The organism is Aliiroseovarius crassostreae (assembly GCF_049803815.1).
GTDB classification, from domain to species: Bacteria; Pseudomonadota; Alphaproteobacteria; order Rhodobacterales; family Rhodobacteraceae; genus Aliiroseovarius; species Aliiroseovarius crassostreae_A.
The window spans coordinates 243347-260246 of the sequence record NZ_JBNAGI010000005.1; the positions used below are offsets into that span (position 1 = coordinate 243347).

The following is a 16900-nucleotide window of genomic DNA, read 5'->3' on the forward strand; positions in this document are numbered from 1 at the left end:
TTGGCTTACGAGCGGGCGGTGAAGCCCAACTCGTTGGCCATGGCGGCGATGTCGACGGTGCGTTTGGCCAGCTCGTCGAGGTTCTCGGCGGTGGCGTTCTCGCTGGCGTCGGCGGCGTCTTGCACGAAGCTGTCCAGAACCTCTTGGGTCACTTCTGCCACCGGCACGGCGCGTTCGGCCAGGACCGAGGTGCCATTGGCGGTGATTTCAGCAAACCCGCCGGTCACGGCGTAGGCGGCGTCGCCTGCCGGGCTTTCCACCTTCACGATGCCTGGACGCAGCGTGGTGATGGTCGGCGCGTGGTTCGGCATGGCCGTCATGTCGCCATCGGCCCCGGGCAGCTGAACGGCGGTGGCCTGAAGCGAAGCCAGGCTGCGCTCGGGCGATACCAGATCAAATTGCATCGTATCTGCCATTTAGGGTCTCCTTTCAGGATGGTCGGGGGCGGGTTGCCCCACCCCGTCTTGTCCCAGATTAAGCAGCGTCAGCGGCCATTTTCTCGGCTTTGGCGATCACTTCCTCGATGCCGCCAACCATGTAGAAGGCGCCTTCGGGCAGGTGGTCATATTCGCCGGCCACAACAGCTTTGAACGAGCTGATGGTGTCTTCGAGCGGAACCTGAACACCGTCCGAGCCGGTGAACACTTTCGCCACGTCGAAGGGCTGCGAGAGGAAACGCTGGATTTTCCGGGCGCGGGCCACGGTCAGCTTGTCCTCTTCCGACAGTTCGTCCATGCCAAGGATGGCGATGATGTCCTGCAGCGACTTGTAGCGCTGGAGGATCTGCTGAACGTCGTTGGCCACTTTGTAGTGCTCTTCGCCCACGATCTGCGGGTCGAGGATCCGCGACGACGAGTCGAGCGGGTCAACAGCCGGGTAGATGCCCAGTTCCGAGATCGCACGCGACAGAACGGTGGTTGCGTCGAGGTGCGCAAAGGTGGTGGCCGGTGCCGGGTCGGTAAGGTCATCCGCGGGAACGTAGACGGCCTGGATCGAAGTGATCGAACCCTGCTTGGTCGAGGTAATGCGTTCCTGCATCGCACCCATGTCGGTGGCCAGCGTCGGCTGGTAGCCCACAGCGGAGGGGATACGGCCAAGAAGGGCCGACACCTCGGAACCCGCCTGGGTAAAGCGGAAGATGTTGTCGACGAAGAACAGAACGTCGGTCCCGGATTGGTCGCGGAACTGTTCAGCGAGCGTCAGACCGGTCAGCGCCACACGAGCACGTGCCCCCGGAGGTTCGTTCATCTGACCGTAAACCAGGGCCACTTGGCTTTCTTCCAGGTTGTCCGGCTTGATAACGTTGGATTCGATCATCTCCCAGTAAAGGTCGTTGCCTTCACGGGTCCGTTCGCCAACACCCGCAAACACCGAGTAACCCGAGTGCACTTTTGCGATGTTGTTGATGAGTTCCATGATCAGAACGGTTTTGCCCACGCCGGCACCGCCGAACAGACCAATTTTACCACCCTTCGAGTAGGGGGCGAGCAGGTCGATCACCTTGATGCCGGTGACGAGGATTTCCGATTCCGTGGCTTGCTCGTCAAATTCCGGAGCAGGCTGGTGGATGGCGCGGGTTTCCTTGGCCACAACCGGGCCTTTTTCGTCCACGGGTTCGCCAACCACGTTCAGGATGCGGCCGAGCGTTGCGTTGCCAACCGGCACCGAGATCGGTGCGCCGGTGTCTTCCACGGGGGCGCCGCGAACCAGACCTTCGGTGGCGTCCATAGCGATACAACGCACGGTGTTTTCACCGAGGTGCTGGGACACTTCCAGAACCAGTTTGTTGCCATTGTTGTCGGTGTTGAGTGCGTTCAGGATTTCGGGAAGGGCATCCTCGAACTGAACGTCTACAACGGCGCCGATCACCTGGGTGATCTTACCTTTTGCATTTGCCATTGTCGTTTCTCCGATTTCTTAGAGCGCCTCGGCGCCCGAAATGATTTCGATAAGTTCGTTGGTGATCACAGCCTGACGCGAGCGGTTGAACTCGATGGTCAGCTTGTCGATCATTTCGCCAGCGTTGCGGGTTGCGTTGTCCATGGCGGACATCCGCGCGCCCTGTTCTGACGCCGCGTTTTCCAGAAGCGCCGAGAAGATCTGGGTGGCCACGCCCGAGGGCAGCAGCGTTTTCAGGATACCTTCTTCCGACGGTTCGTAATCATAGACCACCGATGCGTCCGCGCCCTCTTCGGGGGCGTCGAAGCTGGCCGGGATGACCTGCGTCGCGGTCGGGATCTGGCTGATCACGCTTTCGAACTTGTTGTAAAAGATCGTCGCCACGTCGAACTCGCCCTCGTTGAAACGATGGATGAGGTCATTGGCAACGGCCTGTGCGTTGGCATAGCCGACGTTGCGCACAGCCGAAAGATCCACATGGTCCACCATCTGGTCTTCGAAATCACGCTTCATCTGCTCGCGGCCTTTTTTGCCGACCGTCAGGATTTTCACCGTCTTGCCGTTGGCCGTAAGCTCTTCTGCCTTTGCACGCGCCATCTTGACGATCGACGAGTTGAAGCCCCCGCAGAGGCCGCGTTCGGCGGTCATGACCACAAGCATGTGGACTTGATCGGAACCCGAGCCTGCCAGAAGCGCAGGCGCATTGCCCCCGCTTGACGCCGCAGCAAGGCTCCCCAGAACGGCGTTGAACCGTTCTGCATAGGGACGACCTGCTTCGGCAGCTTCCTGTGCCCGCCGCAATTTTGCGGCGGCCACCATCTGCATGGCCTTCGTGATCTTCCGCGTGGATTTCACGCTTTCGATCCGGTTTTTGAGGTCCTTAAGGTTGGGCATGGTTCGCGCCCCCCTTAAGCGAAGTCAGCGGCGAACGCGTCCAGCGCAGCTTTGACTTTGTCTTCCAGCTCACCTTTGACCTTGCGGTCATTGTTGGTGATGTCAGCCAGCAGATCTGCGTGGTTCGAGCGCAGGTGGTTCAGCAGACCCGCTTCGAAACGACCCACTTCGGATACGTCGATCTTGTCGAGGTAACCGTTGGTCCCGGCGAAGATCACGCAGACGATTTCAGCGTTGGTCAGCGGCGAGTACTGCGGCTGTTTCATCAGCTCGGTCAGGCGGGCACCCCGGTTCAGAAGCTGCTGGGTGGCAGCGTCGAGGTCCGAGCCGAACTGAGCAAAGGCTGCCATCTCGCGGTACTGCGCGAGCGACAGTTTCACCGGGCCTGCAACCGAAGACATCGCTTTGGTCTGGGCCGAGGACCCAACGCGCGACACCGACAGACCGGTGTTCACAGCAGGACGGATCCCTTGGTAGAACAGTTCGGTTTCCAGGAAGATCTGACCGTCGGTGATCGAGATCACGTTGGTCGGAATAAACGCGGACACGTCGCCGCCCTGGGTTTCGATGATCGGCAGCGCGGTCAGCGAACCGGCACCGAAATCTTCGTTCAGCTTGGCCGAACGTTCCAAGAGACGCGAGTGGAGGTAGAAAACGTCACCCGGATAAGCTTCACGTCCCGGCGGACGGCGCAGAAGCAGCGACATCTGGCGATAGGACACAGCCTGTTTCGACAGGTCATCATAGATGATCAGCGCGTGGCGGCCATTGTCACGGAAGTGCTCGGCCATGGCGGTTGCGGCATAGGGGGCCAGGAACTGCATGGGGGCCGGGTCGGATGCGGTAGCCGCCACAACGATCGAATATTCGATCGCGCCGGTTTCTTCCAGTTTCTTCACCAGCTGGGCCACGGTCGACCGCTTTTGGCCAACGGCCACATACACACAGTACAGCTTTTTCGACTCGTCGTCGCCAGCGGCGTCGTTGTAGGATTTCTGGTTCAGGATCGCGTCCAGAGCAACGGCGGTTTTACCGGTCTGACGGTCACCAATGATCAGCTCGCGCTGGCCACGACCAATCGGGATCATCGCGTCAACCGATTTCAGGCCGGTTGCCATCGGTTCGTGAACCGACTTACGCGGGATGATGCCCGGGGCTTTCACGTCGGCCACGCCGCGTTTGGCGGCTTTGATCGGGCCTTTGCCGTCAATCGGGTTGCCCAGGCCGTCCACAACGCGACCCAAAAGCTCGTCACCGATCGGCACGTCCACAATGGCGTTCGTGCGCTTAACGGTGTCGCCTTCTTTAATGTCGCGGTCCGACCCGAAGATAACAACACCCACGTTGTCGGCTTCGAGGTTCAGCGCCATCCCGCGGATACCACCGGGGAATTCGACCATTTCACCAGCCTGGATGTTGTCCAGGCCATGCACGCGGGCAATACCGTCACCGACGGAGAGCACACGACCAACTTCAGCAACTTCGGCGTCCTGGCCGAAGTTCTTGATCTGGTCCTTCAGGATCGCAGAGATTTCTGCTGCTTGGATACCCATTATCCGACCTCTTTCATGGAATTCTGCAATGCATCGAGCTTGGCTTTGATCGAGGTGTCGATCATGCGCGAGCCCACTTTCACAACGAGGCCACCGATGAGGGTCTCATCAACGGCCACGTCCACTTTCACATCCTTGCCGATGGAGCTTTTCAGCGCCTTGGCAAGCTTGTCTTGTTGCGCCTTGGTCATGGCCTTGGCCGAGGTCACCTCTGCGGTCACCTCGCCCTTGTCCTCGGCGATCAGCGCGCGCAGCGCGGCAATCAGTTGAGGCAATGCAAACAAACGACGCTTCTGGGCCATCAGACCCAGCGTGTTTGTCACCATTGGCGAAAGTTTCATTTTCTTGGCGATGGCGGCGATTGCGGCGCCCTGTTCTTCGCGGGTGATAACCGGCGAAGTGATCAGGTTGCTGAAATCGTCACTATCGGCGAGAGCCGCGTCCAGGGCATCGATATCCCCTTCCACAGCTTTCAGGTCTTTGCCTTCCTTGGCCAGTTCGAAAACGGCCGTGGCATATCGCTGGGCAATTCCAGCAGAGATCGCGACTGGTTCGGACACGTCCACCCTTCCGATGTCTTGAGCCCCTTTGTGACATGCCGTGCGGGGCATGTCGGGGCGGCCTACAGATGCCGCGGTTTTCGCGTGTCATCTAAATCGGGTCGGGATGTAGCAGGGAAAGCCCTGTGTCGCAACAGGCATGAACGGGTTTAACGCCAACATCTTTGCCCAATTTTGCGCAGGGCCACAGCTTGTGTCGGCCAGACCCCTATGGGCATGGAAGAAATTGCATTTTCCGGTTTCAAAACTGCAGAAGGAAATTTCGGGATACAATTGCATACCAAAACCCTTTGCGCTGTTAATTAGTCGCGGTTTTGCCACACATTCCTCTGCCGCTTCCCCATAAATTACGCCCTGCGCAAGATTGTAAGCCATGTGATTCTCGCCATTTTCAGGACGATTTGCGACCAGACCTGGGTCATTCGCCCAGCGCGCCAACGTGTCTGTACCGCCTGCCCTCGAACTGAAAGCGTTTCGGTTGTTCCCCCGCGTCAGGTTAAAACCGAAACGCTATAGGTTGCAGTGTCAAAGAGGCGCCCGGGCCGGGAAGCGATACGTGACATGCGATATGTGCCAATCGACAGGTCCGACAGCTTCACCGACACCCATTCGACCATCGGTCAGTTCTTCACGACAGCTGATGTCTCTTATTTCGGGGCGCGCTCTGCGATGGCCTGGACCCGTCCCGCAGGTTCCACCACCGGCTGGCCCATGCCCTCCAGCACTTTCAACGGCTGGCGCACGCGTTGGGCAAGGCCCGGGCGTTTGGGGGCCGGGATTTGTTTTGAGACTTCGACCATCAGGACGCCACCTGCCATCACAACAGGAAGCTGCATGCCCGCGCGTTCCCAGAAATTGCCGGTCTTCAGCCAGAAGCGGCGCGACGAGGGCGGCTGATACAGGGCGGAGAGGTGGCGTTCCACGTTGAACCCGTAGGTCTTGAGCTGCGCTTCCAGCTGGCTCGCGGAATAGGGCCGGCCAAAGCCAAACGGCGTCTTGTCCGAGCGCGCCCAGAGCCCGGCCCGGTTTGGCACCACAAAAAGCGCCCGCCCCCCTGGGCCCAGCACACGGTAGCATTCATCGAGCAGAAACCCCGGGTTCTCGGAGGTCTCAAGCCCGTGCATCAGGATCAGCCGATCCACGACACCGTTCTCAATCGGCCAGATCGTGTCCTCGACCAGCACCGAGACATTGTTCATGCCCGCGGGCCACGGCATCACGCCCTGAGGCGCAGGCATCAAGCCCATCACCCGACGCGCGGGCTTGAGGTAAGGGCGCAAGAGCGGCACCGCGAAACCGAACCCTGCCACGGTCTGCCCTTTGGTGCGGTCGGGCGGCCAAAGCCGCACCACCTTGTCGCGCACCGCCTTCTGCGCAGACCGGCCCAGCGTGCTGCGGTAATAGAAGTTGCGAAGGTCTTGCACGTCGAGATGCATTTGCGGGTCCTGAGCGAGGGGTGTTTCGGTCGAACTCTTGGCACAGTAACGCGAATTTTCGGAAATGCCAGCGGGAGCAACGGCTTCCGCCTTTCTCGGGTGGATGTGATGGGGGGATGTGATGGGGGGATGTGATGGGGGGATCTGGTGGGGCGTCCGAGCTTACGCTCTGGCCGCGCTGTTGGTGGCCTCGCGGTGCTCGGCAGGATTTCTTGCCTCCGGCGGGGATATTGGAGACCAGAAAATGAAGGCAGGCATCTGCTGCGTTTTCCTGTGTCATTTGTCCGGGGGGGGAGGGCTTTGGAAACAGCCGGGGAACCGGTTTCGCCCGAAGAACGGGCGGCGCCCAGCGAAGCGCGGGGGGCTACGCGGGACGAGAGCATCCGGGTCGATCATCTGGACGTCAGCGCAGCTGCCGGAGCAGGCCTGTCAGGTAAGGGGCCGGATCAGGTGGTTGTCATGGACGCTTTTCGAAAAACGCCATCAGGTTGTTGGCGGGCATTTCTTTCAGGGCCACACGGGTCAGGCCATGGTCGGCGGCCAGATCGCAGACCGCCTCGATCTCTTTGTAGCCGATCATCGGGTCATCTTCGCGCAGGCGGGTGTGAAAGATCAGATCACCCTCGGACCGAAACCCGCCCCCGGAGCGGAACGGGCCGTAAAGGCACCAGCGCCCGCCAATTTCCAGCGAGCGGGCCACGCCGGACACAACCGCCCCCATGTCGGGATCGGTGATCAGATGCATCAGGTTCACCGTGACCATCACGTCGAACCCGGGCGCATACCATCCCGGGTCGGTGGCATCCAGATACTGCGCCAGCCGCATATTGCGATGGCCTTCCTTGGCGCGCCAGGCATCGATACTGTCCAGCCGTTCATCCGCGATATCGGTGGGTTGCCAGACAATGCCCGGGAAGGCGCGGGCATAGGCGATGGCATGTTCCCCGGTGCCGGACGCGATTTCCAGCCCATAGCCCTGATCGGGCAGGAAGGGGCGCATCGCGTCGATGATCGGGGCGATGTTGCGCGCAGCCGACGGCGCGGACAGGCGCACATCTTCCATATCCCCGGTCTCCTCCCCCGGGTCCGAAGACACAGCATGTGCAAAGGAGTGCGCTTTCTCTCCTGCCATCGTCCATCCCAATTCAGGCTCTCACTGCAAACCAGTATTGAGCCTTACCGCCTTTTGCGCAAGACTGAGCTGTCGTGGAGCCGCGCTGCCTCAACCCTATGATCAGCCCGCCCCACCCGTTTGATACAGTTTGCATGAAAGAGGCCCCGATGCTGAGCGTTGTCACCCTGCCCTGCCTGTCCGACAATTACGCCTATCTGCTGCATGACAGTGCAACCGGCGCCACGGCGGCCATCGACGTGCCAGAGGCCAACCCAATCCTGGGTGAGCTGCAGCACCGCGGCTGGCAATTGTCCGAGATCTGGCTGACCCATCACCATTATGACCATATCGACGGGGTGGCGGATCTGGTCCGTATGACCGGCGCGCTGGTCACCGGGGCGGCGGCGGATGCCCATCGCCTGCCGCCGCTGGACCGTGTGCTTGGCCCCGGCGAAGGGTTCACCTTCTCTGGCCATCAGGTCGAGGTTCTGGATGTGCCCGGGCATACGCTGGGCCATATCGCCTATCACGTCCCTGCCGCCAAAGCCGCCTTTACGGGCGACAGCCTGATGGTGATGGGCTGTGGGCGGCTGTTTGAGGGCACGCCCGATCAGATGTGGGCCAGCCTGTCCACCCTTGCAAATCTGCCGGGCGACACCAATATCTGTTCAGGCCATGAATACACGGCCAGCAATGCCGCCTTTGCGGTGACCATTGAGCCCGACAACGCCGCCCTAGCCGCCCGCCGGCAGGATATCGAAACCGCCCGCACCCAGGGCCTGCCCACGGTGCCCGCCCCCCTGTCGCTTGAACTGGAGACCAACCCGTTTTTGCGGGCCGGTCACGCGTCGGTGAAATCCGCCCTTGGCATGCAAGACGCAACAGATGTGGCGGTCTTTGCCGAAATTCGCGCCCGAAAAGACACGTTTTGAGGATAGATACAATTCACGAGTTCAGTTTCCGCCCAAAAGGGTGTAAGATATCAGTATCTTGTGGCGCCGCCCGTGCGGGCGACGCAGCCGCTTCGTCCGTCCCGTCAATCCGCAAAACCATGATCACTCACGCAGGTTTCGCAAGAAATTGACTTAAAACCCCTTGAAGCGACGCCCGGAAAACCGAAACTTAATAATATGAGGCCAGTCTTGGGTGTGCCCCCTGGTGCACAAAGACCCACGCGGGACCATTCAGGACCCCGCGCAGAATACGAGGAGAAGCCACGTGCCGTCTTTTTCAAAACCACTCGAAGACGCCATTCACCACGCGTTGGCGCTGGCAAATGAGCGCAAGCACGAATTGGCGACGCTGGAGCATCTCCTGCTGGCGCTGATCGACGAACCGGATGCCGCGCGGGTCATGCAGGCCTGCTCCGTGGACCTGACCGACCTGCGCAAGACGCTGATCGAATTCATCGAAGATGAGCTGGCGACCCTGATCACCGATGTTGAAGGCAACGAGGCCGTGCCCACCGCCGCCTTCCAGCGGGTGATCCAGCGCGCCGCGATCCATGTGCAAAGTTCGGGCCGCACCGAGGTGACCGGCGCAAATGTGCTGGTCGCGATCTTTGCCGAACGCGAATCAAACGCCGCCTATTTCCTGCAAGAACAGGACATGACCCGCTATGACGCGGTGAATTATATCGCCCATGGGGTCGCCAAAGACCCCAGCTTTGGCGAGGCACGCCCCCTTTCCGGCAGCCCCGATTTCGAGGAAGACATGGCCGAGGCGCAGCCGGTTGAGGAAAAGGAAACCGCGCTGGGAAAATACTGCGTGGACCTGAACGCCAAGGCACGCGCCGGTGACATTGACCCGCTGATCGGCCGCGATCATGAGGTAGAGCGCGCCATCCAGGTTCTGTGCCGCCGCCGCAAGAACAACCCGCTTTTGGTGGGCGATCCGGGTGTGGGCAAAACCGCCATTGCCGAAGGGCTGGCCACCAAGATCGTCGGCGGGCAGACCCCTGCAATCCTGTCGGAAACCACCATCTACTCGCTTGATATGGGCGCACTTTTGGCCGGCACCCGCTATCGCGGCGATTTTGAAGAACGCCTGAAAGCGGTGATGAAAGAGCTGGAAGAGCATCCCGATGCGGTGCTGTTCATCGACGAAATTCACACCGTGATCGGCGCAGGCGCCACGTCGGGCGGCGCTATGGATGCTTCGAACCTGCTGAAACCAGCGCTGCAGGGCGGAAAACTCCGCTGCATGGGCTCGACCACCTATAAGGAATTCCGCCAGCATTTCGAAAAAGACCGGGCGCTGTCGCGCCGGTTCCAGAAAATCGACGTGAATGAACCCTCGGTCGATGATGCGGTGCAGATCCTGAAAGGTCTGAAACCCTATTTCGAAGAACATCACGGGGTGGAATTCACCTCGGACGCGATCAAATCCGCGGTGGAACTGTCGGACCGCTATGTGAATGACCGCAAACTGCCCGACAAAGCCATCGACGTGATCGACGAAGCGGGCGCGGCGCAGCATTTGCTGGACGAAGACAAGCGCAAGAAGACCATCGGCACCAAGGAAATCGAGGCCGTGGTCGCCAAAATCGCGCGCATCCCGCCGAAGAACGTGTCGAAAGACGATGCCGAAACCCTGCGCGATCTGGAGAAATCCCTGAAACGCGTGGTGTTTGGGCAGGATAAGGCGATCGAAGCGCTGTCCTCTGCGATCAAACTGGCGCGCGCGGGTCTGCGTGAACCGGAAAAACCCATCGGCAACTACCTGTTTGCCGGGCCAACCGGGGTCGGCAAAACCGAGGTTGCCAAACAATTGGCCGACAACCTGGGTGTGGAACTTCTGCGTTTCGACATGTCGGAATATATGGAGAAACACGCGGTCTCCCGCCTGATTGGCGCGCCTCCCGGCTATGTTGGCTTTGATCAGGGCGGCCTTCTGACCGATGGCGTCGACCAGCACCCGCATTGTGTCCTGCTGCTGGATGAGATCGAAAAGGCGCACCCGGATGTCTACAACATCCTGTTGCAGGTGATGGATAATGGTGAACTGACCGACCACAATGGACGCACCGTCAGCTTCCGCAATGTGGTGCTGATCATGACCTCCAACGCCGGTGCCAGCGAACAGGCGAAGGCCGCTGTCGGCTTTGGCCGCGACCGTCGCGAAGGTGAAGACACCGCCGCGATCGAACGCACTTTCACCCCGGAATTCCGCAACCGTCTGGACGCGGTGATCAGTTTTGCGCCCTTGGGCAAAGAGGTGATCCTGCAAGTGGTCGAGAAGTTCGTCATGCAGCTGGAAGCGCAGCTTCTGGATCGCGGCGTGACCATCGAGCTGACCCGCGCGGCCGCCGAATGGATTGCCGATAAGGGCTATGATGACCGCATGGGCGCACGTCCGCTCAGCCGCGTCATTCAAGAACACATCAAAAAGCCGCTCGCCGAAGAGCTGCTGTTTGGCAAGCTCGCGAAAGGCGGCATGGTGCAGGTTGGCGTGAAAGCGGGCGAGTTGGAGCTTCGGATGGAGAAGCCGAAAAACCGGCAGATCAGCCCGAAGAAAAAACCACCGCTGCTGACTGCTGACTGATGCGCCTTATGGCGGCAGCCCTCTGGGCAAGCCTATTCCTGTCCCTCGCCGCAGCGCCCGCCGCGGCGAGGGATCCACGTTTTGCCCAGCCGATTGATTGCACGCTGGGCGACACATGCTTCCTTCTGAACCTCGCAGATGCCGACCCCGGAAAGGGGGCCGCAGATTACACCTGTGGTCCGCGCAGCTATGATGGGCATAAGGGCACCGATTTTGCCCTGCCCTCTTATGCGGCGATGACAGCGGGGGTTGATGTGTTGGCCGCCGCCCCCGGCAAGGTGCTGGGCGTGCGGGACGGGATGAAAGACCTGCTCTATAGCGCCGAACAGGACAGCTATATTGACGGGCGCGACTGCGGCAATGGCGTGTCGATTGATCATGGCGGCGGTTGGGTCACGCAATACTGCCACCTCGCGCAGGGATCGGTTGCGGTCAAGACCGGCGACCGGGTGCGCATGGGGCAGACCCTTGGCCAGGTTGGCCTGTCAGGGCGCACGCAATATCCGCATGTGCACCTGTCGATCCGCAAGGATGGCCGGGTGGTGGACCCGTTTCACCCGCAAGGTCAGCCCGATTGCACCACATCTGCGCCGCCGCAGGATCAGCTGTGGCAGACCCCCATCGACTATCCCGCCGGGGGCATTGTCACCTCCGGGCTGTCCCCGGATATGCCCAGCTATGATGCGGTGAAATCCGGCAGCGCCGCCCACGGGACGCTACCGGCAGATGGCCCGGCCTTGGTGGGATGGAGTTTTGTGTACGGCCCCCGCGCCGGGGACGTGTTGCGGTTGCAGCTTTCCGGCCCAGGCGGGGTGATCGTGGAAAAAGACGTGGCGTTGAAGAAGGATCAGGTGCTGGCCTTTCGCGCCATTGGCAAGAAAACCCGCGCGCCCTGGCCTGGCGGAGAATACCAGGTTCAATCCTGGTTGATCCGCGATGGCGTGGTGCTGGATGCCCATCTGACGATTGCGACAATTCCCTAACCTCCGCGCCAGACGGCAAAACTCTTTCAAAGAGTTTTGGGCGGAAAATTTGTAATTTTCCGTCCCCTTACCGCTCGGTCAGTTTCAATTCGATCCGCCGGTTCTGGGCGCGGGCCGCGTCCGTATCCGCCGGGTTGACCGGGCGATATTCTCCAAACCCGGTGGCCGCCAAACGGTCGGGCGGGAACCCCAGCGCGTCGATCATATATTCCACAACGGACAAGGCACGCGCCTGGCTCAGCTCCCAGTTGTTGCGAAATTCCCCGGTGCCAGAGAGCGGCTGATTGTCGGTGTGGCCGTCAACACGGATCACCCAATCCACCTCATCCGGGATCTCATCGGAAACATCAGACAAAAGCCGCGCCACGCGGGCAACTTGTTGTTTGCCGGCCGGTTGCAACACGGCCTCACCTGAGGAAAACAGCACCTCGGAGGAGAAGACAAAGCGGTCGCCGACAATTTGCACCCCTTCGCGATTGCCCAGAACTTGTCGCAACTTGCCAAAAAATTCTGACCGGTAGGAGGCCAGTTCCTTCGCTTCTTCCTCAAGCCGCTTGCGTTCCGCTTCTTCAAGGGCGGCGCGTTTGCGTTCTTCGGCGGCCACGCGGGCGAGCGCGGCGTTCAGCTCTGTCCCCAGTTTCTGGATCTGGATCTGCGCGTCGGCGTCGCGGGTGTTGCTGTCTTCGAGAATGGATTGCAGCGTGCCCAGTTGCGCGCGCAGAGCGGCGACCTGTTCATTCAACAACGCCACACGGCGCTGGCTTTCGGCAGAGGCGGCCTCTTCTTCGGACAGGGCCAGATTGGCCGCGGCGAGCAGGCGTTTTTGTTCCTCGGCATCCGAGATTGCCAGCTCGGCGCGGGTTTCGGCGGCAAGCCGTTCGGCGAGGGCGGCACGCAGTTCTTCGCCCAGACGTTCGGCATCCGCCCCGTCAGATTTCAGCGCTTCGAGTTCCAGAAGCGCGCTGGCAAGGCGGGCATCAAGGTCCACCCCGGTGGCTTCGGCCGCGGCCAGCAAAGTCAGCGTTTCCTCTGCCTTTTTGCGCTGCGCTTCCAGTGCGAGGGTCATCGCGGTCAGTTCGCTGTCGGCATTTTCCAACCGTTTGCGCAGGGCCTCGGCGGCGGCGGCTTCGGCCAATTTGGTGGCTTCCGCGTCGCTAAGGGCCTGTTGCCCCTCTTCGACCTTGATCTCAAGATCCTTGACCAGCGCCTCAAGCGCCTCGCGCTTGGCGGCGGCAAGGCGGGCGGCTTCGGCGCCAGCGTCAATTTCATCGCGCGCCTGCGCGAGCGCCAGTTGCAGCGCTTCCTGGTCCGAGATCAGTTTGGCCTGTGCCGCTTCCAGATCTTCGATGGTGGCGGCCTGCGCGCGGCCGGTGGCCAGTGCGTCGTCGCGTTGGGTCAAAAGCGAGGCGACCTGCGCCTCAAAGCTGGCGATCTGCGCCTGTTGCGCTTCGGTCTGGTTGGTCAGTTCGGCAATCAGCGCGGTTTGTGCATCGGCGATATTGCGCGCCTCGGCCAGGGTTGAGGTGAGCAGGCCCACTTCGCCCTGCAAAGCCTCGGACCGGGTGCGTTCCAGCCCCAGCGCATCAGCCAGTTCAGAGACCTGAACGGCCAGCTCGTCCAGCTTGTCCGCCTGACCGGAAATGGTTTCGCGCAGGATAAACTGCACCACCATAAAGATGGTCAGGACGAAAAACAGCACCAGAAGAAGCGCGGTCATCGCGTCGACAAAGCCGGGCCAGATGGACCCGCTGACCCGATTGGTGGCGCGCCGCGACATGGCCATGGGTCAGACCCGATCCTGGCCGGACGCGACGCGGATCACGTGAATAAGCGTCGCCATATCCTGCCGCAGATCGGCCAGGCTTTCCTGTCGCCCGGCCTGCATTTCTTCGAGGATGCGCAGCAGTTGCACATCGATCGAGCGCAGGCGCATCCGGCTTTCTGCATCCGGGTGGGTGCCCACTTCGCCCTGCCCTTCAAGCGCTGCGATGATCCGGTCCTGCCCTTCGGTCAGACGGGACAGGGCCGGGGCGATATCGGCCAGCGGGGCCAGATGCGGGGACAGATCCGGCGCGGGGTCCGGCGTGCGGGATTTCGTGTCAGAGAGTTCTGCGGTCAGCCCCTGCAGGCTGCCGACCATCTGGCCGATCCGTTCATCCAGCATGGCGCGATTGACGTCGGTCTGGGCGAACATGGTTTGCATCGCTTCGACCTGTTCGGCCATGGCCCCCAGATAGGCGACCGCCGCGCTGCCGCCATCGCCCTCTCCTTCCACAGGTGCGATGGAGAGTTTGGTGATGGTCGACAACCATTCTTCGAGTTCACGATAAAAGCGGTTCTGACCGTGGCCGGCGAAGAGCTCCATCAACCCAACCACAAGCGACCCGGCAAGCCCGAGGAGCGACGAAGAAAACGCCGTGCCCATACCGCCCAATTGCTCTTCCAGACCGGTCATCAGGCGGTTGAACACCTCAACCCCGCCTTCATCGCCCGATGGCGCGAGCGAGCCGATGGTCTTCACCACGGCGGGCACCGTGGTGGCGAGGCCAAAGAAGGTGCCAAGAAGGCCGAGGAAAATCAGCAGGTTGACGATGTAGCGCGTGATGTCGCGGGCTTCATCGATGCGGGTAGCGACGCTGTCGAGGATCGAGCGCGACGAGGACGCGCCGATTTGCAGGCGCGCGCCACGGGCGGACAGGAGCTTTGCCAGCGCCGCCAGCAAACGCGGGGCCCGGTCCGGGTTGTGCCCGTCACGTTCGCCAACGAACCCTTCGATCCAGATGACCGAGGCCGCCACCTGCCAGACCTGCCAGAAGCAGGCGAGCAGGCCAAAGACGAAGACCAGCGCGATGAAGGCGTTGAGGTAGAGGTTCGCCAGGAACACCGGCAGCACCTGTGGCAGCGCGACAAAACCGCCGAACCCCACAAGGCCCAGCACCACCAGCATCACGAAGATCTGGCGAAACGGTTGCGAAAATTGCGGCTCGGCCCCTTTGCGGCGCTTCAGTGACGGCCTGCGATCTGGCTCTTCCATCGGGTGTTTTCCCCATCGCCTGAATGCTTTGCACTTACGATAGGGGGGAAAGCGCGGCCTGCCAAGGAGGGATTGCCCCGCTTTTGGAATGGGTCGCCAACTTGCCGGGTTTGATCAGCTGAGCACTTCGGTGATTTCGCGCACACGGGCCGACAGCCAGCTGAGATCGGGGTCTTCGATCCCCAGCTCTGTCAGGTGATCCGCGGTGTTATAGAGATAATCGGTGTTGGGGCCACGCCCCCCCACGGCGGTTGCGATGATATGGGCCTGTTCGGTCAGGTCGATATGGCAATATTGCACGTGATCGGGGTCGATCACATAGGTCACGGCCTCGACCTCGCGCCCATCAGACAGGGTGATCCTCAGGTTTTTCTCAAGATAGGCCGATGAAACCAGCTCGCGTTCGCGCAGCTCGACCATGGTTTTGGCCTCTGCACCGGGGGTGACGCGGAAGGCCACGCCCTGACAGGACGCGCCGTCTTCGGCATCAAGCGCCAGCACGAGGCCCGGCTTTTCCTCGGTCCCGCGGTGGTGGATCGAGCGCATGCAGAAGGATCGGTGATACCCATTGAGCGTCGCAATCACCGTTTCCTCATGGTCAAAACCGGGGTGCCAGATCAGTGATCCGTAGCCAAAGACCCACAATTCCGAATTGCTCATGCACATGCCCTTTCCGTCCTTCACAAGACCCCCCATATAAGGGGCCACGGGATAAGAGGAAAGTTGTATGCGCAAACTGATCGTGATCATTCTGGTGCTGGCTGGCGCTTGGGCGGGCTATTGGTGGGTCGGCGCGGGGGCGGCCGAACGCGGATACAAGGCGTGGTTTGACGCGCGGCGCACCGAGGGGTGGGTTGCGGAGTATACGGATCTGCGGGTGCAGGGCTTTCCGAACCGGTTTGACATGGTTGCGGATGGTGTGGCGCTGGCTGATCCCGACACCGGGCTGTCGTGGGAGGCGGAGCAGTTCCAGATCCTGACGCTCAGCTACAAGCCCAACCATCTGATCGCGGTCTGGCCGGGCGTTCAACGCCTGTCGACCCCGGATCAGAAAATCGATATTACGTCAGATGATTTCAAGGGATCGCTGGTGGTTGAGGCGGATCCGAATTTGCCACTCGACCGGTCGTCTATTGTGATTAAAAACCTGAAGATGTCGTCCTCGGCGGGTTGGACATCATCGCTGGCCAGCGCAAATCTCGCCACCCGTCAGGTGGACGGGCAACCCAACACCCATGAGGTGCATTTCGAGGCAAAAGATCTGGTGCCCGCGTCGGGAACCATCCAAAGCCTTGGCGCAGACAGCGTGCTGCCGCCGGTGTTCGAAGGGGTCACGTTAAAGGCCACGCTGGGGTTCGACGCGCCCTGGGATCGGCTGGCGATTGAACGCGCGCGCCCGCAGCCAACCGAAATTGACCTGGAGCTGCTCAGTGCAAAATGGGGAGAGATGGATCTGCAGATGGCCGGGAAGGTGACGGTGGACGCGGCGGGCCTGCCCACGGGGGACGTGACGGTGAAGGCAAAGAACTGGCGCCAGATGGTCGAAGTGGCGAAGGCGTCGGGGGCGCTGGCGCCAGAGTTTGAAAGCACGTTGGTGGGCGCCTTGGGGCTGATTGCGGGCCTGTCGGGGGATCCCGAAACCATCGACGTTCCGCTTGGGTTTTCAAATGGATACATGACGCTGGGCCCCTTGCCGATTGGCCGCGCCCCGGTCATCCGGATCCGCTAAGACCAGCAAGCGCCGCAGGCCCCCCTCAACAAAACCAGAAAACTAGTTTTCTAGTTTTCTAGTTTTCTAGTTTTCTAGTTTTCTAGTTTTCTAGTTTTCTAGTTTTCTAGTTTTCTAGTTTTCTAGTTTTCTAGTTTTCTAGTTTTCTAGTTTTC

General features: G+C 60.9%; 15 protein-coding genes. 4 read left to right on the plus strand and 11 right to left on the minus strand.

Annotated features, from left to right (window positions below; genetic code table 11):
- Window positions 1–5: 5 nt before the first annotated feature.
- The 8 genes from ACP15V_RS14250 to ACP15V_RS14285 all read right to left on the minus strand — a co-directional run bounded on the left by ACP15V_RS14250 (window position 6) and on the right by ACP15V_RS14285 (window position 7405).
- Complete coding sequence (locus ACP15V_RS14250; protein ID WP_424944374.1) at window positions 6–416, minus strand: F0F1 ATP synthase subunit epsilon; 411 nt, start codon at window positions 414–416, stop codon at window positions 6–8.
- Window positions 417–474: 58 nt separating this feature from the next.
- A complete protein-coding gene (gene atpD / locus ACP15V_RS14255) occupies window positions 475–1899 on the minus strand; it encodes a F0F1 ATP synthase subunit beta (protein ID WP_424944375.1) in 1425 nt (474 codons plus the stop codon).
- A gap of 18 nt (window positions 1900–1917) precedes the next feature.
- The gene (locus tag ACP15V_RS14260; protein ID WP_424944376.1) at window positions 1918–2793 is read right to left on the minus strand and encodes a F0F1 ATP synthase subunit gamma; all 876 of its coding nucleotides are present in this window, start codon (window positions 2791–2793) and stop codon (window positions 1918–1920) included.
- Between the two features lie 14 nt (window positions 2794–2807).
- Complete coding sequence (gene atpA, locus ACP15V_RS14265) at window positions 2808–4346, minus strand: F0F1 ATP synthase subunit alpha (RefSeq protein ID WP_424944377.1); 1539 nt, start codon at window positions 4344–4346, stop codon at window positions 2808–2810.
- Entirely contained in the window at window positions 4346–4906 is a 561-nt protein-coding gene (locus tag ACP15V_RS14270; RefSeq protein ID WP_424944378.1) for a F0F1 ATP synthase subunit delta, read from the minus strand. The genes atpA and ACP15V_RS14270 overlap by 1 nt, the downstream gene beginning before the upstream one ends.
- An 87-nt stretch (window positions 4907–4993) precedes the next feature.
- Entirely contained in the window at window positions 4994–5281 is a 288-nt protein-coding gene (locus tag ACP15V_RS14275) for a hypothetical protein (protein ID WP_424944379.1), read from the minus strand.
- 272 nt (window positions 5282–5553) lie between these two features.
- Entirely contained in the window at window positions 5554–6342 is a 789-nt protein-coding gene (locus ACP15V_RS14280) for a methyltransferase domain-containing protein (protein WP_424944380.1), read from the minus strand.
- A gap of 457 nt (window positions 6343–6799) precedes the next feature.
- Window positions 6800–7405, minus strand: a complete 606-nt coding sequence (locus ACP15V_RS14285; protein WP_424944381.1) for a DUF938 domain-containing protein — start codon at window positions 7403–7405, stop codon at window positions 6800–6802.
- 203 nt (window positions 7406–7608) lie between these two features.
- On the opposite strand from ACP15V_RS14285, the gene gloB reads away from it, so the two are divergent.
- The 3 genes from gloB (at window position 7609) to ACP15V_RS14300 (ending at window position 11982) form a co-directional block, all read left to right on the plus strand.
- Window positions 7609–8388, plus strand: a complete 780-nt coding sequence (gloB, locus tag ACP15V_RS14290; protein ID WP_424944382.1) for a hydroxyacylglutathione hydrolase — start codon at window positions 7609–7611, stop codon at window positions 8386–8388.
- A 286-nt stretch (window positions 8389–8674) separates the two neighbouring features.
- Window positions 8675–10999, plus strand: coding sequence for an ATP-dependent Clp protease ATP-binding subunit ClpA (gene clpA, locus ACP15V_RS14295; protein WP_424944383.1), 2325 nt, complete (start codon window positions 8675–8677; stop codon window positions 10997–10999).
- An 8-nt stretch (window positions 11000–11007) separates the two neighbouring features.
- The gene (locus ACP15V_RS14300) at window positions 11008–11982 is read left to right on the plus strand and encodes a M23 family metallopeptidase (RefSeq protein WP_424944384.1); all 975 of its coding nucleotides are present in this window, start codon (window positions 11008–11010) and stop codon (window positions 11980–11982) included.
- A 67-nt stretch (window positions 11983–12049) separates the two neighbouring features.
- Here ACP15V_RS14300 and ACP15V_RS14305 read toward each other — a convergent pair whose 3' ends face one another.
- From ACP15V_RS14305 to ACP15V_RS14315, 3 genes are all read right to left on the minus strand, one after another.
- Window positions 12050–13765 carry a peptidoglycan -binding protein gene (locus ACP15V_RS14305; RefSeq protein ID WP_424944385.1) on the minus strand — a complete coding sequence of 572 codons (1716 nt, stop codon included), beginning with the start codon at window positions 13763–13765 and terminating at the stop codon, window positions 12050–12052.
- Window positions 13766–13768: 3 nt separating this feature from the next.
- Entirely contained in the window at window positions 13769–15016 is a 1248-nt protein-coding gene (locus ACP15V_RS14310; protein ID WP_424944386.1) for a biopolymer transporter ExbB, read from the minus strand.
- 114 nt (window positions 15017–15130) lie between these two features.
- Window positions 15131–15676, minus strand: a complete 546-nt coding sequence (locus tag ACP15V_RS14315; RefSeq protein ID WP_424944387.1) for a gamma-glutamylcyclotransferase — start codon at window positions 15674–15676, stop codon at window positions 15131–15133.
- Between the two features lie 67 nt (window positions 15677–15743).
- On the opposite strand from ACP15V_RS14315, the gene ACP15V_RS14320 reads away from it, so the two are divergent.
- Complete coding sequence (locus tag ACP15V_RS14320; protein WP_424944388.1) at window positions 15744–16745, plus strand: DUF2125 domain-containing protein; 1002 nt, start codon at window positions 15744–15746, stop codon at window positions 16743–16745.
- The last annotated feature ends 155 nt before the right edge of the window (window positions 16746–16900 follow it).